This is a genomic window from Agrobacterium sp. A3-95, assembly GCF_053521785.1.
Map to the genome: position 1 here is coordinate 114,523 of NZ_JBNWDR010000008.1, position 25,567 is coordinate 140,089.

Here is a 25,567-nt window from a genome sequence, read left to right on the forward strand (position 1 = left end):
TTGACGTTTATTCTGTCAAGTCGCAAAACAAGCGAAATCGAATTAAGACGAGGAACTTCAATTCGATTTGTGAAAAGTTTTTCATTGGGAGGATGAGCATGCTGAAACTGTTTTCGGGCGTTAGCGCCCTCGTATTGGCCTCTATCGCCGGCCTTTCGGTCGCAGAGGCCGAGACAAGAACGATCACGTTCCTTTTTACGGATGACGACCAGGGTTATGTGCAGCGCATGTCTGAACTCAGCAAGGAGTTCGAGGCGGCCAATCCGGGCGTGAGGATCAACTTCGTGTCTTCCGGTTATGATGCCGTTTCCAAGCAGCTGCCGGTACAGCTAGCGGTGGGCGAGGGGCCGGATGTTGCCAAGATCACCGACTGGCAGCTCGCTTCCTACTATCTCGACATGCGCCCCTACATGAAGGATGCGGATGGCTTTGCCAAACTGCACGGCTCGAGCCTTGCCCAGCTTCGTCTGCCTGGTGTCAACGATCCGCAGTCGATCAACGGTTACATGGCCTCGCAGACGCTGAACCTGCCCTTCGTCAACAAGACGCTGTTCGAGCAGGCGGGTGAACCCTTGCCCGGCCCGACCGCGAAATTGAGCGAGATTGTCGAGGCGTCCGCGCGCGTTGCCAAGTCGACCGGCGTGCAGATTCCCTTCACCATGGACCGCTCCGGCCACCGCTTCTCTGGCGGCGCCTTCGCTTATGGTGCGACTTATGTGAAGGACGGCAAGTTCAGCTTCCCCGACGACGCGGTGAAAAAATACATCTCCGACATCTATTCATGGACGCAGAACGGCAGCTTCCCAAAGGAAATGTGGGGTGCTGCGGGTGGCTCGCAATACAAGAACATGGGCGATGAATTCGTCAACGGCAATGTCGTGACCTATCTGGCCGGCAACTGGATGGTCAATCCATTCCAGAACAAGATCGGTGACAGCTTCGAATGGACCGCGATCAACGCCCCCTGCGGCGATGCCGGTTGCTATGCCATGCCCGGCGGCACTGCGATTGTCGGCTTCAAGCGCACCAAATATCCCGAAGACGTCGCCCATTTCGTCGAATTTCTCGGCTCTGAAAAGGTGCAGCGGGAAATCGCCGAAAATTACGTGATCCTGACGGGTGCCGAAATCGTCGATCCGCAATACAAGCTCAAGAGCGAAAACGCCAAGGCGGCGATGAAGGTCTTTCTGGACAACAAGAAGAATGTTCCGCAGGCCGCCCGCGAATTCGAGCACGCCAAGGGTGGCACTGCCATGTATCAGCAGATCGTCCAGCGCATGAGCCAGCTCATCGTCGGCGAACTGACGCTCGACCAGACCTACAAGGTTCTGGAAGACGATGTCGCCAAGATCAATGAGGCCGTTGCGGTCAAGAAATGATGAGCGCCCGTTCTTTCATCACGAAATAACGATGCTCTCGATCTGCCCGGAGTTATGCTCCGGGCATACTTCGCCGCTTGTTCGCCGGCTGTTGTGGCATATGCGATCTGACTTAATCAGCAAGTCGAAAAAAAACTGCAATACGCCCGGCATAAAAGCTGACGGCGAGGCGCGCCGGAAGCTGCGTGCGCGCTTCGTCACGCGTCATCCGCTGAAATCATAGGATTCGTCATGGCTAAACTGAAGATGTCGTCTTTTCCGTTCGTGCGGTCGGCCTTGCTTGCCTCCGTCGCATTGCTGGTTCTTGTCCCGAACGCACAGGCATTCGAGCGCACTCAACCCGCAGGTCAGGGTTATGCCATTACGGTACCCGAACCCGCAGCAAGATATCCGCTGCCGCTTTCCGACACCTATCGCAACCAGACTGGCAAGAATGCCAAGGGCGAAGACGTCCGTGCCTATGACGACCGCGACAATCCCGTCATCGAAATCCTCTCGGGTTTTAATCGCATCTGGACGCTGGGCGATGAAAAATGGGCGGATGGCGGCGCCAATGGCGACGGTCCGAGTGATTTCAGCCATGTGAAGGCCGTCAATCCCGCTGTCTGGCAGGAAAACATGCGTTACGTGCTTTCCGTAACCGGCGAGAACCGCACCCCCGCCGCGGCCTTGAACGCCTATATGAAAGACCGCCGCTCGCAGGGTTACAGCATGATCGACGGCATGGGGCCGCTTGCTCCGTGGTATCGCGAAGGCGCGGGCGCGACGACGACCATCAACCACACCCTGGCGGATTTCGATCCGAACGAGGTCATCACGCGCAAGGAAGAGGACAAGGGCACCGAGGCTGGAGCGGCCGATTCCGAGCTGAAGGATGTCGTGGCCCTCATGAAGGTAATGCGTGGCCCGGAAGGCACGACGTCGCCAGCGAAGTATTTCTATTCCACGCCGCGCCCATGGCGCATGAATGCCAAGGGCGAGGTGATAGAGACAGGCACCGAGACTATCGGCGACCGCAAGTTTGAAACTTACGAAACCGATCCCGGCGTCATTGTGCCCGCGCTCAAATATGCGCGCGAGAACCGTGGACGCGGCAAGGATGGCGGCTTTCCGAGCGGTCACACCAATGCCGCCTATCTCGCCGCCATCACTTATGCTTACGTTGTGCCGGAGCGGTTTTCCGAATTGCTGACGGCCGCTTCCGAGCTCGGCGAAAGCCGTATCGTTGCGGGGATGCATTCGCCAGTCGACGTGATCGGCGGCCGCATTACGGCCACCGCGATAGCCGCGGCTATTCTGCAGGATCCGAAAAACGCCGATCTCAAGAAGGTCGCGCATGATGAATTGCAGGCCTATTTTGCCAAACGCTTACCAGCGGGACAGTCCCTGATCGACTTTGCCCATAGCGCGAAACCGGATGTAGACCCTTTTGCGGATGCCGCGACCAACGAGGCTGATTATCGCCGGCGTATGACCATGTCCTTTAGCCGCGACAAAACCGTTGGCGATGCGCCCATGGTGGTGCCGAAGGGTGCCGAGGTTCTGCTGGAGACACGCCTGCCTTATCTCGATGCCGCGCAACGCCGCGCCGTCTTGTTCTCCACTGGTATCGAGGCCGGTTATCCGCTGCTTGACGACAGCAATGGCTGGGGCCGGATCAATCTGGTGGCCGCCGCTGCCGGTTATGGTGCCTTTAACGGCGATGTCGACGTGACGATGGATGCTGCAGCCGGCGGGTTCAATGCGGCTGACCGCTGGACGAACGATATTGTCGGCGCAGGGCGTCTCGTCAAATCCGGCAGTGGCGCGCTCACGCTCACCGGCGCCAACAGCTATAGCGGCGGCACCGTCTTGCAGGACGGAACGCTTGTGGCATCCTCCGCCAATGCGCTTGGTACAGGCGGCGTGCTTGTCTCCGGCGGAACGCTTTTGCTGAACGGCGACAGTGACATCGTCATTGGCGGCGATTATGCCCAGACGGGCGGCACGCTGGCGCTTGATCCGCAAAAGGCTCCGCTGCGGGTCAAGGGCAACGCGACGCTTGATGGTGCAACCCTGCGGCTCGTCTTCGATGGCGCCGCACCCGCTGCCGGCAAGCGCTTCAACGTCATCGCCGCAGACGGCCTGACTGGCACCTTCGCTGCGATCGACGCGGGCAATGTGAAGGTGCGGCCGGTTTATACCGGCTCGGCGCTGTCCGTGGTGGTCGAATAGGCTGCGAGGCCGAGGTTTTGCGGGCGCGGTTTAATCGCCGCGCCCGGCCGACCCTGGTTACAGGAAATAACGGATCCTGAGCGGCAGCAATGTGGCGCCGAGTGCCGAGGAATCGCCTTCTGTCTCGCTGAGCACCAGTTTTGCTTCCTGCGGGCCGATGCCGTAACGGTGTTCGCGTTGCGAGGGCATGTGTACACGTTCGATCATCATCCGGCCGAGTGCGCGCGGCAATTGTCCACCAAAGACGATCGCCTGTGGATCGAGTACCGCAATCAGGCTCGCCACCAGCCGGTCCACCTGCGGCATGGTCCGCTCAAGCCATTCCTCGACGCCCGGCCAGGCAGGGTCAAAATGCTGATAGAGCGCTTCGATCGAATCTATCTCGCTCCCGTGTTTCTGCAGCGTCGCGATCAGATATTGCAGCGCCGGCCGCCTGTCGGCTTCATCCGGGTTGAAGATGCCGCTGAATTCACCGGCATTGCCGTGAAAACCGTAGAATGGCTGACCTCCCAGAATGAGACCGCCGCCGAAACCATAGTTGAAGGATAGATAGGCGAAGGTCTGGCACCACAGTCCCACGCCGCGAAGGCTTTCGCCGATCGCGCCGGTGGTTGCGTTGTTTTCCAGCCAGACCGGCAGACGGAATTTCTCTTCAAGGATCGGTTTCAGGTCCATCAGCGACCAGTCGCGCAATGGTTCCGGCGCGTTGAACGCCCGATCTTCCGACACGAAAAATCCCGACATTGAAAAGCCGAGGCCGAGCAGGCGGTCGCGCGGGATGCCGTGGTCCGCCAGCAACCGTTCCAGAGCGAGCGACAATGCGGCAAGCGTCATTTCGCGATCGCTGGGAAGCATCCGCAATTTTTCTTCGACAACCACCATGCAGCGGAAATCGGCGATGCAGATCACCACGGAGTCAGTGTTGATGGAAATTCCGAGCGAATAGGCCGACTCAGGCACCAGTTCAATGGTCGGGCTCGGCTGGCCACGCGTTCCTTTAAGCGGTGCGCCGGTACGCAAAAGGCCGCGTTCCAGCAGGCCTTCGATCAACCGATGCACGGATTGCTGCGTCAGGTTCGTGTGACCGGTGATTGTTGCACGGGCAATGGGGCCGTGGCGGCGCACGATATCGAGAATGAGGCGCTCATTCTCGCTGGCAAGCGGCTGGCGGTCGAAGGTCTGGCGCGGTGTCTTATCTGTTGTCATGGCCTTGGATAGCGGCTGCACAAGGCCTTCGCAACTCGGGCCGCGCACCGGGGACGGCATTTTTCACTGGACTGTCACAAATAATACACTTAGAGTGTAGTAATAAGAAGCCGGTCAATAACGGATCCCCAGGAGGAACCATTCAATGAGCATGAAATTTATTGCGATCGCCGCGCTTGCGCTGGCGACGACGGTAGCGCCTTGCCTTGCGGCGGACACCAACATGAAGAACCTCGACTTCGATCTGTCGAAGGTCACGCGCGAAAATTTCTATGACATCGTCGTTCCCGCTGCCAAAGCGGAAGGCACGGTGACGATGTACAATTTCGCCGGCAGTTTCGCGGATACGTGGAAGGAACTGATCACCCGGTTCGAGGCCAAATATGGCATCAAGGTTACCTATAGCGACGTGAAGGGTGATCAGGCGAACCAGCAGCTCATCGCCGTGCAGGCGGCTGGGCAAGATTCGCCTGTCGACGCCTATTTCGCTGGCGGCGGCGGCTATCCGCTTTTGTCTTCCAAGGGCGTCGTCGGCAATATTCCGCTGACGAAGATCTTGCCCAACATGGCCAATTACAATCCGGAACTGGCCGAGACCGTTTTCGGCAAGGCGCATGGCGGCAGCTTCCCTCTGGTGCATCTCAACCAGACCGCACTCGGCTACGATTCCGCCTTCGTGAAAGCCGAAGACGTGCCGAAGAGCTTCGACGATCTTCTCGTCTGGGCTGAAAAGAACCCGAAGCGCCTTGGCGTCACCCTGCCAGCCAAGGGCGGCTCCGGCGGCGGCTTCATCTATTCGGTGGCGCTCAATTATCTCACCGGCGACTGCCGCAAGCAGCTTACCGACTATAATCAGACGCTGCAGCAGGCCGAAGACTGGGCAATGACGTCCGAGTGCCTTACGCCGGTCTGGGAATATTACCGTCGTCTTCTTGCCGTGGCTGAACTGACAAACGGCAACGCCGACACGCTTAACCTGATCAACAACCAGCAGCTCTACATGGGCACCGTCTGGGAAGACCAGGTCATGAGCTTCCTCGGCACCAAGCAGTTGCCGGAGAGCTTCCGCGTCACGTTGCTGGAAAAAGGCCAGGTCGGCTCGGGCGATGCCATTTTCGTGCCAGCAAATGCCAAGAACGTCGCATCCGCGCTCCTTCTCATTGATATGGCGATGAGCAAGGAGTTCCAGCTCTGGAAGCTGGAGAACAAGGCTTCGCGCTCTCCGCGGGCGGATGTCACCAACGATCTGATGCCCAAAGCCGTACAGGAGCATGTTCTGCCGCAAAGCGTTTATCCGCGCCTGTCGGTTCCGGCGTTCTGGGACATGTCGACGGCCCTTGCCGAAGCGCTCGATGAAAAAGTGCTCAACCAGTAACACCTGCCCGGATCGACCGGACCGTGGGGCTGGAAACCGCCAAACGGTCCGGGAGCCTTGGTCGCAACCATGAGGGAGCCTCGCCATGAGTGAACTCGAGATCAGCAATATCAGCAAGGATTACGGTTTGAGCCGGGCGCTTCATCCCGTGTCGATCACTGTCGAGCGGGGCGAATTCGTCACCATTCTCGGCCCCTCGGGCTGCGGCAAGTCCACGCTTTTGCGCATCCTCACCGGCATCAGCCAGCCTTCGGGAGGCGAAATCCGGCTGGGCGGCAAGCGTATCGATCAGGCGCCGCCGGAAGCGCGTGACATCGCCATGGTTTTTCAGTCCTATGCGCTTTTCCCGCATATGTCGGTTGCCAAAAATCTCGGTTTCGGCCTGAGGATGAAGAAGGTCCCGAAGGACGAGCGCGCGCGCCGCATCGCCCATGCGCTTGAAATCTGTAATCTTGCCGGCCTGGTGGACCGCATGCCGCGGCAATTGTCCGGCGGGCAGCAGCAGCGCGTGGCGCTGGCGCGCGCCATTGTCATGCAGCCAAGCCTCTTGCTGTTCGACGAGCCGCTCTCGAACCTCGACGCCAAGCTCCGCGACACGCTGCGTCATGAACTGACTGAACTTCACCGCCGGATCGGCGCGACCAGCCTTTATGTGACGCATGATCAGGCCGAGGCCATGGCGATGTCGGACCGGATCGTGGTGATGAATGCTGGCCGCGTCGTTGAAGTGGGAACACCGCTCGAACTTTACCGTGCGCCCAAACACGCCTTTACCGCCGGTTTTCTGGGGCAGACCAACCTTTTGCCGGTCTTGGCTGAGGGTAGGCACGCGCAATTGCCCTGGGAGCAGTCCGTAACGCTGGATGCGACTGCTGCCGGTTCCGCACAGATTTCGGTTCGCCCGGAAAACATCCACATCAGCGCCGACGAGGCGGGTGCCGGCACGGTCTCTGCCGTTTCCTTCATGGGCGCCAATGCGCTCTATACGGTCGAAATCGGCGGCCACCAGATCAAGATCAGCCAGTCCGGTGCGGAAAATCTTATCGATGCGGGACGCAGGGTCGCCTTGCGTTTTCCCGGATCGGTGCATTTGCTCGATGACGGGCAGGCAGGGGAGGCGGCGTGATGCGCGGGGTGCTTCGCGACAGGCGCGCCCAGCTGCTGGTCCTGCTTGCGCCGGGAGTGGGGTATTTGCTGATCTTCTTCGGCGGTCCGCTGCTTTCGGCACTGATCGGCAGCTTCAGGCAGGACGATGGCAGCTTCACGCTGATGTTCTACGAGCGGATCTTCACACGTCCGTCGATGATCCGCGGCCTGACGACTTCCATCTATTACGGTGTCATGCCGGTGATGGTGTCGCTTGCGGCTTCGGTGCCGCTGGCGCTTCTGATCCGCAAGAGCTTTCTCGGCCGCAAGCTGTTCAGCGGCCTTTACAAGCTGCCGATGGCGGTGCCGGGCATCATCGTCGGCCTGATGGTGATCGTCGTTTTCGAAAGGGGCGGTTTTCTCGACCGGCTGGTCGCGCCGCTCGGGCTTGAATTGCCCAAACTCGTGCGTGACGACTGGGGCATTGGCGTCATTCTCGCCAGTGTCTGGAAGCAGATACCTTTCATGACGCTGATCATCACCAGTGCCTTTGCCGCCATTCCGGAGGACATCCGTTACGCGTCGCGCACGCTCGGCGCCTCGAGGCTGAAGACCTTTATATTCGTCGAAGTTCCGCTTGCCATGCCCGGCATCACCGCCGCCATCCTTCTTACCTTCATCGGCTCCATGGGCTCCTACGCCATTCCCGATATTGTCGGTCCGCCCACTGCCCGGCCGCTTTCGGTTCTCATGGTCACGGAGTTCAATCAGGGGCGGTTCAATCAGGTCTATGCCATGGGCATGGTGCTGAGCTTCTTCGCGGTCTCCGTCCTGCTTCTGTATTACTCCCTGACATCCCGCATCGGCCCCGGCCAAACCCGAGGAGACGCGTAATGAGCGCCATTGCCCTCGATCCCGTCACCATGACCCGCCGCCGCACCTTTACGCCGGACGACCGGATTTTCGTCTCCATCGGGCTCTTTACCGCGCTGGCGCTCGCTATCGCCGTGCCTCTGGTGCTGATGTTCCTGTGGAGCATTGCCGATGGATGGACGCCCCCTCTGGTGGTGCCGAAGGATTACACCACCACGCGCTGGGCGAGCATTCTTGGCGATGCAAGCCTCATCCAGGCCGCCGTCAACAGCATCCTCATCGCCATCGTCGTGACTTTCTCGACGGCCGCTATCGCCCTGCCAACCGCTTGGGCCATGGCCCGTTTTCCTTTCCGGCTGAAACGGCTGGTGGAGATCTTCATTCTGGCCCCCATCATCATTCCGGGGCTGGTCGTCGCTGTCGGCATCGGCCAGGTGTTTCTTCTTTTCGGTCTCGCTTATTCGGTGACCGGGGTCATCCTTGTGCAGATCGTCGGCACGCTGCCGCTGATGATACGGCTGATGACGGCGACGCTCGAAACCATTCCCGACGACCTGATCCATGCCGCCCGTTCGCTCGGCGCGGGAACGGTCGGCATCGTCATCCACATCATCCTGCCGCTTGCGGTGCCCGGCCTTCTGGCCGGTGGCCTGATGTCTTTCATCGGCAGCTTCGAGGAATTCGACAAGTCCTTCATCGTCGGCGCGCCTGTCGTGCAGACGCTGCCGATCAAGCTCTACATGTATCTCGACCCCTATTCGATGCAGATCCCGCTCGCCTCCATCGTCTCCTTCATCCTGCTTCTTCCCGCACTCGTCGTTTTCATCATCGCCGGCCGCATTCTGCGTGACGACCTGATGGCGGCGGGCATGGGGAAAATCTGATCCGGGCAACCCAACTCCGGTAAACGCAACATCCGAAAGTGAAAAAAATGCCTCAAACCCTTGCAGCCCAACGAAAAGTCTCCAATCCGTGTAATGTTCTCGCCCTCTGCTCGCGCGACAATCCCGCGATCCTCACCATCGCCCATCGTGGGTTCTGGACCGCGACCGCTGAAAATTCGCTGGCTTCGGTTCGCGCAGCGGTCGCTGCCGGTGTGGAGATGATCGAGATCGACACGCAGGCGACAGCCGATGGCCGGCTGGTCGTCATTCACGACGAGACGCTCGACCGCACGACGACGGGGCGGGGGACAGTGAGCGAACTGGCCTTTGATGTCGTCCGTTCCGCACGGCTGAAGGCAGGTGCTGGCGGCGATGCAGCCGATGTGACGGAGGAATGCGTACCGACGCTGGAAGAATTGCTGGAAGAGGCGCGTGGCAAAATCACCGTCAATATCGATACCAAGTTCACCCGTGACCTGCCGCAGGTCATGGAAACCGTACTGCGCCTTGGCGTCGCGGATCAGGTTCTGGTGAAAACCGATATCGATCCTGAAGCCGAGCATTTCGGTGTGCTGGATACCGACTGGTTCGGCAAAATCCCGCATATGCCGATGTTTCCGGTGAGAAAGGGCAAGTTTGCCGAGGATCTGCGCCGCATCGAAGCGTTGCGCGCGCCGATGATCGAGGTAAAATTTACCGATATCGCTGATCTGGTTGAAGGCCGCGCCGAAATGGAGCGTCAGAATATCCGCCTCTGGATCAACACGCTCGACGTTTCCCATTGCCTCGATCTCAACGACACGCGCGCACTTTCCGATGCAGAAGGTGTGTGGGGCGCACTGGCGCAGGTCGGCGTCGGTGCAATCCAGACGGATGAAGTCGAGGCCTTCACGGGCTGGTTGAAGGCTGATGCAGGCGAGACGGGCAGGTCATGGACACGATGAACCAGCGCCTCGAGCGCGCAGCCGGCATCATAGAGGAGGCGATGGGTCTTGCCCTTCGCTTTTTCGAAGCGCGCGGCAGCATCGCCACCCGCACCAAGGGTTTTCAGGACTTCGTCTCGGAAGCGGATACCGCGGTTGAAAGGCTGGTGCGCGACCGGCTGGCGGCGGCATTTCCGGGTGAAACCGTTCTCGGCGAGGAGATGGGCGGGATCGCAGATGACGCCTATTGGATCATCGATCCCATCGACGGCACCGCAAACTTCCTGCGCGGCTCACCACTCTGGGGCATCTCGCTGGGCTTCGTGCGCAACGGCGTCCCGGAAATCGGGGTCGTCGCCATGCCAGTCTTCCAGGAGATCTATTCGGCTGCCGAAGGAACAGGGTTGCTGCTGAACGGCAAGCCGCTTGCGCGCGATGTTCCATTTAAGGAAGTGCATGTGATGTCGCTCGGTGACAGCGCGTCTGCCGATGCCGCGGAGGTGGCGGCGCTCAATGTCGGCTTGAGGCATGCGGGCTGGGTGGTGGAATCCATCCGTTCGACCTCGATTTCACTGGTTTTTGCAGCGCGCGGCATCTTCGATGGCCATCTGCAAAAACTGACGACCATGTGGGACATCGCCGGTGGCGTTGTCCTGGCACGGGAGGCGGGTCTTGACGTTCGGATTGGAACGCGCGGCGAAACCGGCATTCCCTGGGTTGCTGCCGCAACGCCTGAATTGATGGCCGCGACGGAGACGCTCTGGCCTGAGATCGCGGAATTGGTCCCGGCCGAACTTGCCTGAAATTCTCATAAAAACCGGTGCCGGGTGAGAGATCCATACACCCGGCACCAACCAATGGCTATCGGACCGAAAAGCCTCTGACGACTGGCGGTTATGCCCAACCCTTCAGCGCCCGGCCGGAATAATAGCTGGGCGTTGTGGCGCGGTAGATCGGTATGCTGGCGGCACCGAGATGGGGCAGGTCGCTCATCATCGATTTGCGTATTTCAGGTGGCTCGACGAAAAAGTCTTCGCCGAGCATTTCCAGCGAGCCGATGCGCTGGACGATGTGTTCAAGAACCCAGTCAGGTAGCGATCCGCCAAAAATGATCGCGCCGGGATCCATCGTCCGGGCAACCGTCAGCGCCAGCAGACGAAGCTGGTCGGTCGCCCTTTCCAGCCAGGCAACCACGGCGGGGTGGTCGCAATAGCTTTCATCAATATCTTTCAAACGCCGGATGCCCACTCCGTGGGCGGCCAGCGTGTCGCAAAGGTCCTGTCCAGAGGGACGTGGATGGGATTTGGGAAACAGGCCGCCAAACTCGCCGGCATTGCCGTTCGTGCCGCGATAGAGATGGCGCTGAACCACAACGGCGCCGCCTATGCCGTATGTCAGCCAGATCATCGCAAAATTGCGGATGCTTCGACCCGCTCCGTAATACAGCTCCGAGAGGATGACGGTATTGCCGTCATTTTCGTGAAAGACCGGGAAATCGAAATAGGGCTGGAAGTCCTTGTCCACGTCGATGTCGCGCCAGCTCTCGAATTGCTTGATGCGAAAGACATGGCCTCGATCACGTTTGAAGTGGCCTGGAAAGCTGATGCCGCAGCCAAGCACATCCTTCTTTTTGATCTTTGCCTTTTCAACCACCTGTCGGGCGGCCGTCTCGGCCATCTCCATGATATGCTCGAAACTGTGTCCCTCAAGCTCGGACCTGATTTCCTGCCTGATCGTGCCGTTGAGATCGGCCAGGCAGACACGCAGATCGTCCGGGTTGAAATAGACCCCGAGCGTGAAAAGTCCGTTCGGATTTATCTCGATGGCAGTGGATGGCTTCCCCCGTTTGCCGTCGCTGCGCGCTTCCTCGGCTTCCAGGATCAGGCCGGATTCCAGAAGATTGGCCGTCAGGCGGGTGAGGGTCGGTGCGGAAACATCCATTTCGCGCGCCAGTTCGATGCGCGACATGCCTCCCTTGCCGCGCAGGATTTCGAGCAGACGCCGTTCATTGTAGCCGAGGTCGATCAACCAGGTCTCCCACGAGAAGTTAAGTCGGATGATTAGCGCAATTTCAGTGGCTGTGCACCTTGTTTTCCGGAACGTCCTGACTTTTCAGGTTCGAGGATTAAGAGCGGCTGTCTTCAAATGTTGAGTTTTTTCAGACGGATATTGGATTTTTGTATTCAAGATAAATTGCAGCTTGACTAATTAATTTACGTAAAGAAAATAAATAGCAGACGGCGGGTAGCGACACGCAAAATCAATAAGAAATTATGTCGTACTGCCTTGCCAGTCAGGGAACAAAAAAACGGAGCACCCTTTATGCGTCAATCATGCACTACTTTCGCGCGCCTTGTTGCTGGCGCAACTTTCCTTGCCAGTGCGGCTTTCGCCCATGCGGAAGGTACCGTCGTGGTCTATTCGGCAGCGCCGCAGCAGCTCATGGATGAGTTGCTGCCCATGTTTGAAAAGAAGACCGGCACCAAGGTCGAGCTTGTCAAAGCCGGGTCCGGCGAGCTGATGAACCGCATCAAGGCGGAAAGCGGCAAGGCGGCTGGCGACGTGATCTGGAGCGTTGATGGCACCGTCATCGACTTTTCCGCCGACCTCTTCGAACCTTACAAGCCTGTCGAGGCAGCATCGATCAACCCTGCCTTTTCGCCGAGCACCAACTGGGTTCCTTTTACCGCAGTCGTTACGGCCTTCATCGTCAACAAGGAAGCGCTGAAAGGTGCGCCGGTTCCGACATCCTGGGCCGATCTTGCCAAGCCTGAATACAAGGGTCTGATTTCCTCGGCCCGTGCCGATCAGTCCGGCTCCGCCTATATCCAGATGGCGACGGTTTTGCAGGATTTCGACAGTGAGGAGAAGGGCTGGGAAGTTTATACCGGCATTCTCGGCAACTCCGTTCTTTCCACCTCTTCAGGCGCTGTTCCGCGTTTCGTCAATGATGGCGAGCAGGCGGTAGGTATCACGCTCGAAGACGCCGCCCTGCGCTACAAGCTTGGCAGCGCTCCGGTAGAAATCGTTTATCCGAAAGAAGGCACGGCAATCGCGCCTGACGGCATGGCGCTCGTCAAGGGTGCGCCGAACGCCGAAAACGGCAAGGCCTTCATCGATTTCATCGTCTCCAAGGAAGCGCAGGAAGTCGTGGTGAAAGCCGGTCGTCGCTCTGTCAGAACCGATGTTCCTGCCAATTCGGCGCTCGTTCCGCTGTCCGATGTTCCGGATGCGAAATACGACTTCAAGTGGGCTGCGGACAACCGCTCGCGTCTGATGGAAAAGTGGAACGAGATCCTGCTCGACGTCCAGTAAGAACATTGCCGGGGGCGGTGCGTCAGGCAGCCGTCCCCTGCTTACCTCTTTCACAACAGCATTTTCGTTCCGTCCACCGTGGTCGCGTGCCGCGCAGGATATGTCATGGAGCAGCACATGGCCGCCGTAGAAATTACCAGCATCAAGAAAAGTTACCGGGATGTCGTTGCCCTCTCCGACATCAACATCTCCATTCCCTCCGGATCGTTTTTTACGCTTCTTGGACCCAGCGGTTGTGGCAAGACGACCCTCTTGCGCACGATTGCCGGTTTTCACCAGCAGGATAGCGGCAGCATCAGCATCGAAAGACAGGCGATCGAACATGTGCCCGCCCACAAGCGCGATGTCGGCATGGTCTTTCAGGATTATGCGGTGTTTCCGCATATTTCGGTGTTTGACAACATTGCCTTCGGTCTGAAACAGCGCAAGGCGTCTTCAGCCGAGATCCGCGAACGGGTCGGCAAGATTCTCGATGTCGTGCAGCTCGCTCCCTATGCCAAGCGTATGCCTCACGAACTCTCCGGCGGCCAGCAGCAGCGTGTGGGTCTTGCACGCGCACTCGTCATCAACCCGAAAGTGCTGTTGATGGACGAACCGCTGTCCAACCTCGATGCCAAACTTCGCGTGGACCTGCGCCGGGAACTCCGTGAAATCCAGCAGGCCATGAACATCACCACCGTCTATGTCACGCATGATCAGGAAGAGGCGCTTGCCATGTCCGATCTGGTTTGCGTCATGTATGGCGGCGTCATTCAGCAGGCTGCACCACCCTGGGAAGTCTATAACAATCCCGCCAACCGCTTCGTCGCGTCGTTCGTGGGCGCAAACAACTTCCTGACGCTTGACCGTGCAGGCGGGCAGACATCCATTTCCGGCCACAAGGTCGCATTGCCGCAGGCGGATGCGATTTCCCCGCAGCGGAAGATCGTCGCCGCCATCCGCCCGGAGGCGATTTCTGTCGGTCCTGCCGCGATCGATGGTGACGAGCGCATCGAACTGCCCGTGACCATAAGACTGGTCAGCTTCACGGGGCGTGAGATGAACGTTGCAGCCGTTCTCTCGTCGGGCGAGGAAATCGAGGCGATCACCAAGCCATCGCCTGAGATCATTGCACTGCAGCCCAACCAGAAGACCACTTTCTCCTGGCGCGCGGCCGATGCGAAGCTGTTCGGCGAGGGCGTAACCGGGGAGCGCCTGTCATGACGGATATGACTGCGACTGCAACTCCCGGCGGTTTCCGCCTGCGACTGCCAGGTTTTTGGACAAGCGTGACGGTATTTGCCGTCATCCTGCTGGCGATATTCCTGATCCTGCCGATTTTCAGCGTCTTCTTCATCAGTTTCTTTGATGCCAAAACCGGGGCCTTCGGTCTCAGCAACTATGCGGAAGTGTTCACGCGACGTTTTTACACCGTCGCACTCTGGAATACGCTTCTGATCGGCGTGCTGGGCATGCTGGGCGCCTGCCTTCTCGGTATTCCGCTTGCCTTTTGCACCTCCCGTTATCGCATAAAGGGGCGCACTTTCATTGCCACCTTCGCGGTTCTGGTTCTGTGCGCACCGCCGTTCATTGGTGCTTATGCCTGGATCATGCTGTTCGGTGCCAACGGCGCGGTCACCAATCTCTTGTCCTTCGCCGGCATTTCATTGCCGACGATCTACGGGATCCCGGGCATCGTGATGGTCTTCAGCCTGAAGTTCTTTCCTTACATCTTCCTGATGACGGAGAACGCGCTGAACACCATCAACAAGTCCTATGAGGACGCGGCGGAAAATCTCGGCTGCACGGCGTTCGAGCGTTTCCGCAAGATCACCTTGCCGCTGGTCTTTCCGGCAGTCAGCACCGGCGCGATCATCTGCTTCGTGCTGTCCATCGCCGACTTCGGAACGCCTGCAATCCTCGGCAAGGGCATCAGAACGCTTTCGACAATCGCCTATGCGCAATACACCTCCGAAATGGCCGGTACGCCAACCATGGCGGTGACGATTTCCATGGTGATGATTGCAATTTCGATGGCGGCACTTCTGTTGCAGCGGCACATTCTTGCCAAGCGCCGCTACGCCAGTTCACTGACCAACAGGCCGGTAAAGCAGTCCATGCGCCCGTTGAAGTCGTTCATCGTGCACGGCTTCTGCTATCTGGTCGTCTTCATCGCCATGCTGCCGTCTCTCACGGTCATCTACACCTCGTTCCTCGCAACCAGCGGTCCCGTCTTTACCGGCGGCTTCGGGTTGGACAGCTATGCCCGTATCCTTCGTGATTCACCGCAGGCGATTGCCAACAGTTTCACGTTTGCACTGGCTGCCGTGGTACTGATTGCGATCGTTTCCGGCCTGCTGTCCTTCATCGTGGTGCGACGCGACAATGCGGTCTCCGGCTCGCTCGATCTCCTGCTGATGGTGCCTTACCTCATTCCCGGCGTTGTCATGGCGATCGGCTACGTCACGACGTTCCGCTATCCACCCTTTGATATCACTGGGACGGCGCTCATCATCATCGTCCTGGTGTTTATCCGCCGGCTGCCCTACGGCGTCCGCTCCACGACATCGATCCTCAGACAGATCAAGCCGTCCATCGAGGAGGCTGCGGTCAATCTCGGGGCTTCGCCGGCAAAGACCTTCGTGTCGGTGACGGTGCCGCTGATGCTGCCCGGTCTCATCATCGGTTCGCTGATGAGCTTCATAACGGCTATCAACGAGCTGTCCTCGACGCTGATCCTCTACACGGCACGAACGATCACCATGCCGGTTCTCATCTATGTTCAGGTGATTGACGGCGAGTTTGGTACGGCTGCGGCGCTTTCAACCGTCCTTCTGGTCAGCACCGGACTTTGCGTCTTCATCGTGTTCCGCCTCTCGGAAGACAAAGAAGCCTCTTTCGTCTGAAACCATACCAGCCCTCACCAAAAGCCTGCAGGAGCGGCGACATACGTGTCGCCGCCAGCCTCCCTCTGCCCAGCCTCCCTCTGCAAGGAATACACGACGATGAATATCGCGAGCTTTTCGCAATCGAAATACAAGAACGCCGCAACGCCCGGGGACGATGTGGCGCTGATCATACCGGGACGGGTTCTGGCCGTTTTTGACGGTGCGACCGACCCGACCGGTGCAAGTTACGGCGGCTTGAGCTCGGGCCGTATCGCAGCACTTGCTGCCGCAAATGCCGTGGCGAAAATGGGCCTCGATGGCACTCTGGAAACAATTGCCGCGCCCAAGCTTTTTCAGAACATCAGCGACATCTTGAAGCAGGAGGCAGAGCGCATCAATGCCAGCCATCCACCGTCGACAACCCTGGCAATCGTTGCCGACCTGGGAGACAGTTTCCGCCTGCTTCTGGCCGGCGATTCCGGTGTGCGTATCAACGGCTCCCGGTTGCTGCAGCATGCCAAGCTTATAGACAAGGTAAGTACATCGGCGCGCATCCTTGTCTTCAAGCAGCTTTTTGCCTTTATGGGGGATGGTGATGCAGCCGAGGCACGCACGCGTGCGACCATCTTTTCCGGCCTGCGTTCCGCCGTCGAAAACGGCATCATGACTGCGCAGGAGGCGGAGAATGTTGTCATTGCCGCAGCCCGCATGAGCGGCCTTGAGAGCGATATCGAAGCGGTCGAGGAATTCCTGCTGGGAGGAATTCGCGTCCAGCCGCAATTCGCAAACAGGCAGGGACACGTACTGGGATACGCCTCGGTCAATGGCGGAACGGTCATAGAAGATGGGACGGTCGATCTTAGCATCGCCAAGGACAAGCTTGTAAGCCTTGAAATCTTTTCCGACGGTTATCTGTCTCTGCCGGCTGGAACCGATGTCGCTGACTGGGAAGCGGAATTTGACCGCGTCGAGGCGGCAGATTTTCACAAACTCGCCGACTATCCTTCGGTAAAAGGTTCGACAAGCACCGAATTCAGCGATGACAGGACGGTCGTCTGCCTGAATGGCTGGTAAGGGCAGGGTGCGGCGCCGTCGCCGCGGCACTCTCAAAGTCCGAGGAATTTGAAAGGCTTGCTATCTTTCAGCCTGTCGTTCGCCATGCCGGAGTAAATGTGGATCTGATTTGGCCCCAGGTCGAGTTTCTTCACGGAGCCTGTTTCTTTCGAGACGTCGAGCTTTGTCATGTCTATCCAGAAGATGTTCGGCGTCAAAGCGGATTCGAAGAAATAGAGCTTTCGCTTGTGGTCGATCACCGTGCGCCAGCGCGTTGAAGAAATGTTCGGCTGGTCGGGGGTGGTTATGCCATAGGGAACCGAGACGTTGCGGATGACGCTGAACACGCTGGCGATTGCCTCGACCGGGTCTTCGCTTTTGGGGATTGCATTGGCGTAAAATGCTGCGCGGGCAAATCGGTCCGATGCCCGGTTCGTGCCGGGAAGCATCACCGTGCCCCCGATCTGCGTCCAGTATTCGTTGAGGGCCAGCTGTTTGTCGAAAGTCGGGGAATTGGTCATCACCTGGTATTTGCGGCTGTGGTGAATGACCTGTTTGCTATCGATATATTCAACGATTGCGCTGTCGCCGCTGGCATCCGACAGCGATAGATGCAGCGTTGCGAGACGTTCTTCCCCCGGCACACTGTCCGTCACCACCGTGAAGGGGTTCTTTTCGAGTGCGTTGACGGCCTCGCCGACCGTGGCGAAATTGTCGAGTACATATTGCGCCCATGCCGCAATGGAAAGTCCCGGAGACTTGCCATCATAGGCTGGGTAACTCGACTCGACCAGCCAGAGCACGTTGGCGGCAAGGCCAGCTTCGTTCATGCCATCCGTGGTGGAGATATCGTAGCCCGAGGCAATGACGCTTCCGTATTTCGAGGTCCATTTGACCGAGTTCGGCCCGGCCTCGCCAGATCGCTCCATTCCGCGCGGAAAGACCCAGATGTTCGTGCCAACATCTGTTTTCCAGTCCATGGAGCGGGCAGTCATGACCTGGTCGTTTTCACCCAGATAGACGAACCGTGTGCAGGCTTCAGCCACCGATGTCGCAAGCGTGGCAATGGAAAAAACGGTGGCGGTGCAGGCAGACAAAAAAGGAATGGTCTTCGGTCGCATGGTGCATCCTCCGGTGCTCGCGGCGCGATTGCAGCGTATGATAGAAAATCGGACTTGTTGCCGGATGTCAAATCGGTTTACCTTCGGTGCCGGACGGGGGTAAGCCTTTGCTAAAATTATCTATTTTTTCGACCATTATGGTTTTTTCCGCAAGCTTGGCCTTAGGTGCGGATGCGCAGAGTTTCACTCCCGCGGGAGTTGATCAACCCGATTGGGCGCTTCAGGTCACGGGCTATTTGTGGGCAACCGGGTTGAACGGCAACATTTCACCGTTCCGGCGTGCGCCGACCCTTCACGTCGAGAAATCATTTTCTGACGTCATGGATGATCTCAACTTCGGGGGATTTGTTAATATCTGGGGGCGGTACGACCGCTTCGTTCTGTCCGGCGACTTGATGTATGTCGACACGACCGACAGCAAGGCCACCGGCCCGTTGCCGGCCCTGCAAATTCCCGGCTTGCCGACGCTGCCCCCGGGGGCGGCCATCAACGCTGATGTCGATACCCAGGAATTCATGGCAACGCTGCAGGCCGGGTATCGGATCGTGGATACGGAAGGATTCACGCTCGATGCGCTGGCGGGTGCACGCTTCTGGCATATTTCCAACGAGGTCGCGGTTACGGCCAGTCACCCATTGATCGGCAGCGTGTCGGCAACCCATAAGGAAAACTTCGGCTGGGTGGATCCAGTCATCGGCGCAAGGGTATTTTTTGGCGTGACGGACCGGCTTTCACTTCAGGGGCAGGTCGACATCGGCGGATTTGGCGCAGGATCGGATCTGACATGGTCGGCCCTGGCGACGGTGAACTACATCTTTACCGATACACTCTCTGTCTCGGCCGGCTACAAGGTGCTTGATGTCGATTATTCGCATGACGGCTACGTCTTCAATTCGCGGCTGAGTGGCCCTGTTGTCGGGCTGACCTACAGGTTTTGACGGTTTACGCCCGACGCACACCCTGTGCGGTCTACCCGCCTGTGGTTGTGAAGATGCACTTCACCCGCTGCGTCCGCGCTTTGCACTGATGTTTGTTGGGGCTCGTCCTGATCTCATCCGCGCATGGACCACTGACCGTCCCGCGTGACCTTGACACAGCGACCATGCCGACTAGACGGGGTCTCATGTTCATTTTGGGAGTATAGACATGAAATCGCTGGCAGCCGTTTCGGCTTTCGTGGGAAGAACCTTTGCGGTCTGGGTCATCTTGTTTGCCGTGCTCGGCTTTTATTTTCCAGAAACCTTCAAGCAGATTGCGCCGTGGATCGTTACGCTTCTGTCGATCATCATGTTCGGCATGGGGCTCACACTTTCGGTCGACGATTTTCGTGAAGTCGTGAGGCGCCCTGTTGATGTCACCATCGGGGTGCTCGGCCAGTTCCTCATCATGCCGTTACTTGCGGTGCTGCTGACCCTGCTAATCCCGATGCCACCGGAAGTGGCAGCAGGTGTCATCCTGGTTGGCTGCTGCCCGGGCGGCACATCGTCCAATGTCATGACATATCTTTCGAAGGGCGATGTCGCCCTTTCCGTCGCCTGCACGTCAGTGACGACGCTTGCTGCTCCCTTGGTGACGCCATTCCTCGTGTGGTTGTTTGCCAGCCAGTTCCTGCCGGTTGATGGCTGGGCAATGTTCCTGAGCATCGTCAAGGTCGTTCTGGTGCCGCTGGCACTTGGAGCCGCCTTGCAGAAGCTGTTGCCGAACGTCGTCAAGGCGGCTGTGCCTGCGCTGCCGCTTGTCAGCGTGATCGGTATCGTTCTGATTGTTTCGGCGGTTGTCGGCGCATCGAAAGGTGCGATAGCCCAGTCTGGACTGATGATCTTTGCCGTCGTGGTTCTCCATAACGGTCTTGGATATCTGCTTGGCTATTTTGCGGCGAAGGCGACCGGTCTCTCCCTCGCCAAGCGCAAGGCAATCGCCATCGAGGTGGGAATGCAGAACTCCGGTCTCGGTGCCGCTCTTGCGACGGCATATTTCTCGCCTCTCGCAGCTGTGCCCAGCGCCATCTTCAGCGTCTGGCACAATATCTCCGGCGCGTTGCTGGCCAACTGGTTTTCGGGCCGCGTGGACACGACGGTGACGACGAAAGCCGGATAGGATCGCCGGACGAAGATTGGCCGACGGGGGATGTGAAGCAGCCCGAAGAGGTTTTTCGGGATATGACGCTGCAGGTCCGCAACGCCTCGACCAAAATCGCCATCGACGCGGAAGCACTATCCGCGTCGATGGCGGCAGGCGACGATCAAGAGCATGAAAGTGTGAAAGCCCCGACCGGTTTCATATCGATATAGGTGTCGGCGGCAAGGTCGCTTGTTATCGCCCCACAAAGGCTGCCGGTGGTGACGATCTGTCCGCGCTTCAGCGTTCCATTCCTATTGAGCTTGGAATTGGCGAAAGCGATGAGCGGGGCGAGTGGATCGGTATTAGGGTGTTTCACCACCGCATCGAAACGGATATCTGTGCCTTCGGTCACCGTCAGATGCGGCAGATCGCCGGTATTGCCGGCAAAGGTATCAACGATTGCCGCGTCGATTTCCGGCCCTAGAACAAACCCGCGATTGGCAAGGCGATCCGCCAGAAACAGCGGGAAGGGGACTTGGTTCTTTTCCACCAACCGGTAGCCGAGAAGCTCGACACCGAGGTGAACGGCGTCGATATGTGTCAATATATCGGCCCTGCTTAGCGGGGTTGCGGTTGCCGCGGGTATGTCGGAGGCGAGGGTGAAGCAGATTTCCACCTCGATGCCTTCAACGTCTCTTCCCGTAAAAGACGCGACGTTATCCTCATCGACGCCATAACAATCGACCATCGGCGCAGCAACCGCGTTCCCGTCCGGCCGGATCGCCAGCTTCCAGCCCCCCACCGTTTTGCCTGAAGCTTCAACGAAAGCGCGTTGAACGGCCATGGCATCTTCAAGGCTGTCTGGAACTAGGCCATCCACCTCGATTGACGCCAGCGGAATTTTGCCGCTGTTCAGGCCTGCTTTCACAAGGTCCTGGGCCAGTTTTTCGATTGCTGTCATTCCCGTCATGATCCTTGCTGCTGTCTAATTGCCGAATGCTGTCACGATTTGGCGCTGCTTGCCAAGGCCATCTATGCCAAGTTCGACAACATCTCCTGCTTTCAGGAAGACCGGCGGCTTACTTCCATGGCCGACGCGTGGCGGCATGCCGGTTGTGACGACGTCACCGGGCATGAGCCGCATCGAGCCAGAGCACTAGGTTTGTAGATCGTCGATTTGGTCCGGGTTCACAAGCCATGGGGCGAGCGGACTGAAGCTTTGGCCGCCGAGGATGGGGCAATCGTGGTTGCCATCCGTCAGGGGAAGGAAGTCGTCGGCACCATGAGCGTTGCCGCGCCGCTAATAGGGTTGAGCGATGAACGCGTGGCAGATTCTGCCGCTCCTGGTGAGGGCAGCGAGCGATATGGATATCGCGTTGTAATCGGCATAACCGGCCGAAGGTATCTGACGTAACAGGTAAGCTTAATAAGGATCGGGCGGCAATGCCGCCCGATAATTGTCTGACTTAGGCTACGTCCGCATCGAACTGGATGCTGTGCAAGCGTTTGTAGAGACCATCCGTTGCGAGCAGCTCGCGACGGCTTCCCTGCTCCACAACCTGACCATTATCCATGACGACGATCTTGTCGGCGCGGTTGATCGTGGAGAGCCGGTGGGCAATGACAATCGATGTCTTGTTAAACGTCAACCGCTCAAGCGCGTCCCGGACAAGCGCTTCGGATTCGGAATCGAGCGCACTCGTTGCTTCGTCGAGGATCAATATGTCCGCATCTCTCAGCATGGCGCGGGCGATGGCAACACGCTGACGCTGGCCACCGGACAGACCGGAACCGTTTTCGCCAAGCTTGCTGTCATAACCATCAGGCATGCTCATGATGAAATCATGTGCGTTGGCCGCTTTGGCCGCAGCGATGATTTCCTCATCGGTAGCGTTGTCACGACCGACAGAAATGTTGTGCTTCACCGTTCCCGAGAAGAGGAAGGTTTCCTGACCCACGTAAGAAACATGCTCGCGCAGGCTTGCGAAGGACACATCGCGCAAATCCATTCCGTTGATCTCGACCGAACCGCTTTGCGGATCATAAAGACGCATCATGAGGTTGATGATCGTCGACTTGCCGCTGCCGGAAGGCCCGACCAGCGCAGTCATCTTGCCACCCTCGAAGAGGACGCTGACGTCCTTCAGAACCGGCTGGTTAGCAACATACTCGAAGCTGACGTTCTTGAGTTCCACATTGCCGCTTGCCTTGGGGAGCGGCTGGGCATCCTTCTTTTCGGCAAGTGTCAACGGCGCGTCCAGAACCTCGAACATCATACGCACGCCGATCATACCGCCCTCGATCTGGACACGCATGCGTGCCAGACGCTTGGCTGGCTCATAGGCGAGAAGCAGGGCAGTAATGAAGGCCATCAGGTCGCCCGGCGAACCACCTTTTTCAAGAACGGTGTAACCGGATACGGCGATGACGACTGCAATGGCGAGACCGGACAGTGTCTCCATGATCGGGCTGGTCGCCGCTTCAAGCTTCGCAATGCCATTGGCGCGTTGCTCGACATCGGATACCGCCTTGTTCATGCGCTGGCGCATCAGCTTTTCAAGCGAAAACGCCTTGATAACGCGAACCCCAATGCTGGTTTCCTGCACGACGTTGACGATCTCGCCGAGCGAAGCAAGTTCCGCTTCCATGATGTGGCGTACACGCCGCAAAACCAGGCGAACACTGAAAATCGCCAGCGGTCCTATGATCATCGAGATCGCGCTCAGAAGGAAATTCTGGGCGAACATTACGATGATCAAGCCGATGAGCGAAAGAAGATCGCGTATAAAGGATGTGACAATGGTATCGATGACGCTACGGGCAGCCTGCGCGTTATAGGTAACGCGAACGAGCAATTCCGACGATGGCAGGTTCTGAAAGAACGAAACGCCCTGCTTTAGAAGCCTGTCATAGATTTTGCGCTGCTGTTCGGCAACAATACTGTTGCCTGCCTTGCTGAGATAGTAGCTCTGCACGAAGGTGGCGAGACCTTTGATAATGAAGATTGCAGCCACTGCAAACGCAATCTCCAGAACAACGTCAAAACCCTGCTTCAGATAAACACTGTTGACGATATCGCGCATGATCCATGCGCTGAGAGAGGTCGTGCCGGCAACGACAACCATCGCCACAATTGCCGCACTGTACCAACCGACATGTTTTTTGAAGTTCTCTTTGAAAAGCCGCACCAGCAACTTCTTGTCGTTTGGCGACAAAAACGATCCGATCACAGAAATATCCTTATTTGGTGTCGACGCCCACACAGATTCCAAATTGCACATTCAGCTGCATGTTATTCATGCGGGATGGCTTTCTCAGTTTCCACTCGCTGCCGTGCCAAGCTCGATAATCTCTCTCGCGCCCGAGCAAAAATGCGCGAAAGGCTCTGGTAGGTAAAGAGCCCGACTGAATTGAGACCACGCCAATAAGCCTAGCGATCTAAAGTGTCAACATTGAGCGTTGATGCGGCCATGAAAAGGCGTGACCGGAAGATAAGTAAGGATGAGCGAATATCGTTACTCAGAGCAACAGATTGGGAGGAACTGCGCCTGACGAACCCGCAATGTACGTCTACAAGGCGCTGGCAATTCCAAGTGCGGCATTTTTCCAACTGTAATTTGGCTCTGGGCGTTTGACTGGCTGCGTGATTGACAAGCTGGCTGGCTAAAATCTATATCGACGCGAAGTCGCGAAAGCTCTCGCCTGAAACGTTCTGGCTTATTGGTGAACGGTGCATTATCCCATTCACTGATTGCAGGAGAATTTTAGTTGCATCCCCGATGACCGTCGTCGGGCCAGTTCAAAGCAGGCAGGTCAGTGAATGTCCGATGTATTTTTTGATTTATCAGAACTGTATTTGAATTCCGGTGTGAAATTCAAATATTACGGTATAGCGCGAACCGTAATGGAAGTTGCATACGAGCTTACAAAGCTTGATGCGTCCATTCGATACGTCATATACTCACCGTTGCATCGGCGTTTCTTTGAGGTTTTTCCACGCGTAGGCGATGCGTCTCCAACGGGCGTTCTTGATCCGAATATTCCTTCTTCGGCAACGCCTTTGCGCCTTCGTCAAAATTTATATGATAAAAACGTCATTAAAAACGCGCTTTACCGGATTCTGCACAAGATCGTTCAGCATCGCAACAGGAAGCGCTGGGCTACCGTTCCCGTTGGGGCGGTTAAGGATGTAGACCTCGACGGGCAAATCCTGATTGCGCTTGGGCGTCCGAAGATAATGTCAGACTATCTGATGGCTCTCGCTGAAAATGGCACCAAGCCGATTTTCATCCCGCTTCTTCACGACATGATCCCCTTGCATGATTTCACCCATCGAAATCAGTTTTCGTTCCCGAGAAACTTTATTTATGACAATCAGGTGGCGATCACGGCTGCGTCTATGGTTCTGACCAACTCGGAGTTTACCGCGTCAGAAGTCCGGCATTTTTCGGAAGCCGGAATTTTGCCTGCCGTGTCATCTGTTGTTGCGGTTCCCTTATGTCATGAATTGCGCCCGACTAACGAGCCGGTTGATAAACATGGCCCGGAAAAGCCATATCTCTTATGCGTGGGTATCTACAACGGACGGAAAAACCTTGAGTGCGTCGTCGAAGCGATGCTCTCCTTGCATCAACGGGGTATTCAGGTGCCTGAACTCGTCTTGGCGGGTGCGCGGCGTAAAAGAGTGGAAAAATTTCTTAAAAAAGAGAAATTTGCACCGCTATCCGGAAAGTTTCATTTCGTTTTCAATCCCAACCAGGCGGAATTGCGCGCGCTGTATGAAAAGGCTTATGCGCTTCTTTTGCCCAGTCGAATGGAAGGTTGGGGCCTGCCGGTAAGTGAAGCATTGTGGTGTGGAACGCCGGCTCTGGCTGCAGATGTTCCTGCACTCCGAGAGGCAGGGGGAGATTTGGCGCGCTATTTCGATCCAGAAAGACCGGAAGAACTAGCGGGTCAGCTTCAGATGCTTCTGGAAAATCCTGCTGAATATTCGGAGTGGAAAAAAACTATCGAGCTTTCCCGTCCACAAATGCGGACCTGGAAAGATGTTGCGCAAGGAATTCTTGAGGCAATCAAACCCGTACGCTCTTGATGCATGCAAATAATGCTCAAGAATTATCAGGCCCGTTTAAATGCAATGCTGCCCGGGGATAGTGTTTTCCAAGGCATATGGTCGACCGTTTTTTCGATGCTCCTGATGGTTTTTTAGG

20 protein-coding genes and 1 pseudogene are annotated in these 25,567 nt (G+C 57.5%); 15 read left to right on the forward strand and 6 right to left on the reverse strand.

Annotated features, from left to right (window positions below; translation table 11 throughout):
• Positions 1-98: 98 nt before the first annotated feature.
• A complete protein-coding gene (locus ACQZ5Y_RS20070) occupies positions 99-1,379 on the forward strand; it encodes an ABC transporter substrate-binding protein (RefSeq protein ID WP_174051092.1) in 1,281 nt (426 codons plus the stop codon).
• Positions 1,380-1,610: 231 nt separating this feature from the next.
• Positions 1,611-3,593: an acid phosphatase gene (locus ACQZ5Y_RS20075; RefSeq protein ID WP_174051095.1), complete on the forward strand. Its 1,983-nt coding sequence runs from the start codon at positions 1,611-1,613 to the stop codon at positions 3,591-3,593.
• 57 nt (positions 3,594-3,650) lie between these two features.
• On the opposite strand, the gene ACQZ5Y_RS20080 is transcribed toward ACQZ5Y_RS20075, so the two are convergent.
• Positions 3,651-4,799 carry an ROK family transcriptional regulator gene (locus ACQZ5Y_RS20080; protein WP_174051097.1) on the reverse strand — a complete coding sequence of 383 codons (1,149 nt, stop codon included), beginning with the start codon at positions 4,797-4,799 and terminating at the stop codon, positions 3,651-3,653.
• Positions 4,800-4,944: 145 nt separating this feature from the next.
• Between ACQZ5Y_RS20080 and ACQZ5Y_RS20085 the strand changes: the two genes are divergently transcribed.
• The 6 genes from ACQZ5Y_RS20085 to ACQZ5Y_RS20110 all read left to right on the forward strand — a co-directional run bounded on the left by ACQZ5Y_RS20085 (position 4,945) and on the right by ACQZ5Y_RS20110 (position 10,743).
• Complete coding sequence (locus ACQZ5Y_RS20085; protein WP_174051099.1) at positions 4,945-6,174, forward strand: extracellular solute-binding protein; 1,230 nt, start codon at positions 4,945-4,947, stop codon at positions 6,172-6,174.
• 85 nt (positions 6,175-6,259) lie between these two features.
• Entirely contained in the window at positions 6,260-7,300 is a 1,041-nt protein-coding gene (locus ACQZ5Y_RS20090; protein ID WP_112291413.1) for an ABC transporter ATP-binding protein, read from the forward strand.
• Positions 7,300-8,154, forward strand: coding sequence for an ABC transporter permease (locus tag ACQZ5Y_RS20095; protein ID WP_174051101.1), 855 nt, complete (start codon positions 7,300-7,302; stop codon positions 8,152-8,154). The genes ACQZ5Y_RS20090 and ACQZ5Y_RS20095 overlap by 1 nt, the downstream gene beginning before the upstream one ends.
• Positions 8,154-9,017, forward strand: a complete 864-nt coding sequence (locus ACQZ5Y_RS20100; protein WP_112192043.1) for an ABC transporter permease — start codon at positions 8,154-8,156, stop codon at positions 9,015-9,017. Before ACQZ5Y_RS20095 ends, ACQZ5Y_RS20100 begins: the two co-directional genes overlap by 1 nt.
• 47 nt (positions 9,018-9,064) lie before the next feature.
• The gene (locus ACQZ5Y_RS20105) at positions 9,065-9,961 is read left to right on the forward strand and encodes a glycerophosphodiester phosphodiesterase family protein (RefSeq protein ID WP_111788527.1); all 897 of its coding nucleotides are present in this window, start codon (positions 9,065-9,067) and stop codon (positions 9,959-9,961) included.
• Positions 9,949-10,743, forward strand: a complete 795-nt coding sequence (locus ACQZ5Y_RS20110; protein WP_162803683.1) for an inositol monophosphatase family protein — start codon at positions 9,949-9,951, stop codon at positions 10,741-10,743. The genes ACQZ5Y_RS20105 and ACQZ5Y_RS20110 overlap by 13 nt, the downstream gene beginning before the upstream one ends.
• 91 nt (positions 10,744-10,834) lie before the next feature.
• Here ACQZ5Y_RS20110 and ACQZ5Y_RS20115 read toward each other — a convergent pair whose 3' ends face one another.
• Entirely contained in the window at positions 10,835-11,968 is a 1,134-nt protein-coding gene (locus ACQZ5Y_RS20115; RefSeq protein ID WP_004431088.1) for an ROK family transcriptional regulator, read from the reverse strand.
• Between the two features lie 294 nt (positions 11,969-12,262).
• On the opposite strand from ACQZ5Y_RS20115, the gene ACQZ5Y_RS20120 reads away from it, so the two are divergent.
• The 4 genes from ACQZ5Y_RS20120 to ACQZ5Y_RS20135 all read left to right on the forward strand — a co-directional run bounded on the left by ACQZ5Y_RS20120 (position 12,263) and on the right by ACQZ5Y_RS20135 (position 17,196).
• Positions 12,263-13,255, forward strand: coding sequence for an ABC transporter substrate-binding protein (locus tag ACQZ5Y_RS20120; RefSeq protein ID WP_112199241.1), 993 nt, complete (start codon positions 12,263-12,265; stop codon positions 13,253-13,255).
• A gap of 117 nt (positions 13,256-13,372) precedes the next feature.
• Positions 13,373-14,458 (forward strand): ABC transporter ATP-binding protein, encoded by a 1,086-nt coding sequence (locus ACQZ5Y_RS20125; RefSeq protein WP_004431090.1) that lies wholly within the window; start codon positions 13,373-13,375, stop codon positions 14,456-14,458.
• Positions 14,455-16,140 (forward strand): ABC transporter permease, encoded by a 1,686-nt coding sequence (locus ACQZ5Y_RS20130; RefSeq protein ID WP_035200257.1) that lies wholly within the window; start codon positions 14,455-14,457, stop codon positions 16,138-16,140. The genes ACQZ5Y_RS20125 and ACQZ5Y_RS20130 overlap by 4 nt, the downstream gene beginning before the upstream one ends.
• 99 nt (positions 16,141-16,239) lie before the next feature.
• Positions 16,240-17,196 carry a hypothetical protein gene (locus ACQZ5Y_RS20135; protein WP_174051102.1) on the forward strand — a complete coding sequence of 319 codons (957 nt, stop codon included), beginning with the start codon at positions 16,240-16,242 and terminating at the stop codon, positions 17,194-17,196.
• Positions 17,197-17,228: 32 nt separating this feature from the next.
• Here the strand turns inward: ACQZ5Y_RS20135 and ACQZ5Y_RS20140 are convergent, their stop codons facing one another.
• Positions 17,229-18,296 carry a linear amide C-N hydrolase gene (locus ACQZ5Y_RS20140; RefSeq protein WP_174051104.1) on the reverse strand — a complete coding sequence of 356 codons (1,068 nt, stop codon included), beginning with the start codon at positions 18,294-18,296 and terminating at the stop codon, positions 17,229-17,231.
• 137 nt (positions 18,297-18,433) lie between these two features.
• Between ACQZ5Y_RS20140 and ACQZ5Y_RS20145 the strand changes: the two genes are divergently transcribed.
• Both ACQZ5Y_RS20145 and ACQZ5Y_RS20150 read left to right on the forward strand, forming a co-directional pair.
• The gene (locus ACQZ5Y_RS20145) at positions 18,434-19,234 is read left to right on the forward strand and encodes a hypothetical protein (protein ID WP_112959408.1); all 801 of its coding nucleotides are present in this window, start codon (positions 18,434-18,436) and stop codon (positions 19,232-19,234) included.
• A 208-nt stretch (positions 19,235-19,442) separates the two neighbouring features.
• The gene (locus ACQZ5Y_RS20150) at positions 19,443-20,393 is read left to right on the forward strand and encodes a bile acid:sodium symporter family protein (RefSeq protein WP_111789896.1); all 951 of its coding nucleotides are present in this window, start codon (positions 19,443-19,445) and stop codon (positions 20,391-20,393) included.
• Positions 20,394-20,538: 145 nt separating this feature from the next.
• Here the strand turns inward: ACQZ5Y_RS20150 and ACQZ5Y_RS20155 are convergent, their stop codons facing one another.
• The 3 genes and pseudogenes from ACQZ5Y_RS20155 to ACQZ5Y_RS20165 all read right to left on the reverse strand — a co-directional run bounded on the left by ACQZ5Y_RS20155 (position 20,539) and on the right by ACQZ5Y_RS20165 (position 23,587).
• A complete protein-coding gene (locus ACQZ5Y_RS20155) occupies positions 20,539-21,318 on the reverse strand; it encodes a 2-keto-4-pentenoate hydratase (protein WP_112391576.1) in 780 nt (259 codons plus the stop codon).
• Between the two features lie 24 nt (positions 21,319-21,342).
• Positions 21,343-21,501: pseudogene (locus tag ACQZ5Y_RS20160) on the reverse strand (fumarylacetoacetate hydrolase family protein); the annotation flags it as partial.
• A 322-nt stretch (positions 21,502-21,823) separates the two neighbouring features.
• Positions 21,824-23,587: an ABC transporter ATP-binding protein gene (locus ACQZ5Y_RS20165; protein WP_025594987.1), complete on the reverse strand. Its 1,764-nt coding sequence runs from the start codon at positions 23,585-23,587 to the stop codon at positions 21,824-21,826.
• A gap of 590 nt (positions 23,588-24,177) precedes the next feature.
• Here ACQZ5Y_RS20165 and ACQZ5Y_RS20170 point away from each other — a divergent pair.
• On the forward strand, positions 24,178-25,449 hold the full coding sequence (locus ACQZ5Y_RS20170) for a glycosyltransferase family 4 protein (protein WP_174060247.1): 1,272 nt from the start codon (positions 24,178-24,180) through the stop codon (positions 25,447-25,449).
• Positions 25,450-25,567: the final 118 nt, after the last annotated feature.

Excerpts from the sequence above, each read along its gene's own strand:
- ACQZ5Y_RS20070 (WP_174051092.1), top strand. The coding sequence starts at position 99 with ATGCTGAAACTGTTTTCGGGCGTTAGCGCCCTCGTATTGGCCTCTATC.
- ACQZ5Y_RS20075 (WP_174051095.1), top strand. The coding sequence starts at position 1,611 with ATGGCTAAACTGAAGATGTCGTCTTTTCCGTTCGTGCGGTCGGCCTTG.
- ACQZ5Y_RS20080 (WP_174051097.1), bottom strand. The coding sequence starts at position 4,799 with ATGACAACAGATAAGACACCGCGCCAGACCTTCGACCGCCAGCCGCTT.
- ACQZ5Y_RS20085 (WP_174051099.1), top strand. The coding sequence starts at position 4,945 with ATGAGCATGAAATTTATTGCGATCGCCGCGCTTGCGCTGGCGACGACG.
- ACQZ5Y_RS20090 (WP_112291413.1), top strand. The coding sequence starts at position 6,260 with ATGAGTGAACTCGAGATCAGCAATATCAGCAAGGATTACGGTTTGAGC.
- ACQZ5Y_RS20095 (WP_174051101.1), top strand. The coding sequence starts at position 7,300 with ATGCGCGGGGTGCTTCGCGACAGGCGCGCCCAGCTGCTGGTCCTGCTT.
- ACQZ5Y_RS20100 (WP_112192043.1), top strand. The coding sequence starts at position 8,154 with ATGAGCGCCATTGCCCTCGATCCCGTCACCATGACCCGCCGCCGCACC.
- ACQZ5Y_RS20105 (WP_111788527.1), top strand. The coding sequence starts at position 9,065 with ATGCCTCAAACCCTTGCAGCCCAACGAAAAGTCTCCAATCCGTGTAAT.
- ACQZ5Y_RS20110 (WP_162803683.1), top strand. The coding sequence starts at position 9,949 with ATGGACACGATGAACCAGCGCCTCGAGCGCGCAGCCGGCATCATAGAG.
- ACQZ5Y_RS20120 (WP_112199241.1), top strand. The coding sequence starts at position 12,263 with ATGCGTCAATCATGCACTACTTTCGCGCGCCTTGTTGCTGGCGCAACT.
- ACQZ5Y_RS20125 (WP_004431090.1), top strand. The coding sequence starts at position 13,373 with ATGGCCGCCGTAGAAATTACCAGCATCAAGAAAAGTTACCGGGATGTC.
- ACQZ5Y_RS20130 (WP_035200257.1), top strand. The coding sequence starts at position 14,455 with ATGACGGATATGACTGCGACTGCAACTCCCGGCGGTTTCCGCCTGCGA.
- ACQZ5Y_RS20135 (WP_174051102.1), top strand. The coding sequence starts at position 16,240 with ATGAATATCGCGAGCTTTTCGCAATCGAAATACAAGAACGCCGCAACG.
- ACQZ5Y_RS20140 (WP_174051104.1), bottom strand. The coding sequence starts at position 18,296 with ATGCGACCGAAGACCATTCCTTTTTTGTCTGCCTGCACCGCCACCGTT.
- ACQZ5Y_RS20145 (WP_112959408.1), top strand. The coding sequence starts at position 18,434 with ATGGTTTTTTCCGCAAGCTTGGCCTTAGGTGCGGATGCGCAGAGTTTC.
- ACQZ5Y_RS20150 (WP_111789896.1), top strand. The coding sequence starts at position 19,443 with ATGAAATCGCTGGCAGCCGTTTCGGCTTTCGTGGGAAGAACCTTTGCG.
- ACQZ5Y_RS20155 (WP_112391576.1), bottom strand. The coding sequence starts at position 21,318 with ATGACAGCAATCGAAAAACTGGCCCAGGACCTTGTGAAAGCAGGCCTG.
- ACQZ5Y_RS20170 (WP_174060247.1), top strand. The coding sequence starts at position 24,178 with ATGTCCGATGTATTTTTTGATTTATCAGAACTGTATTTGAATTCCGGT.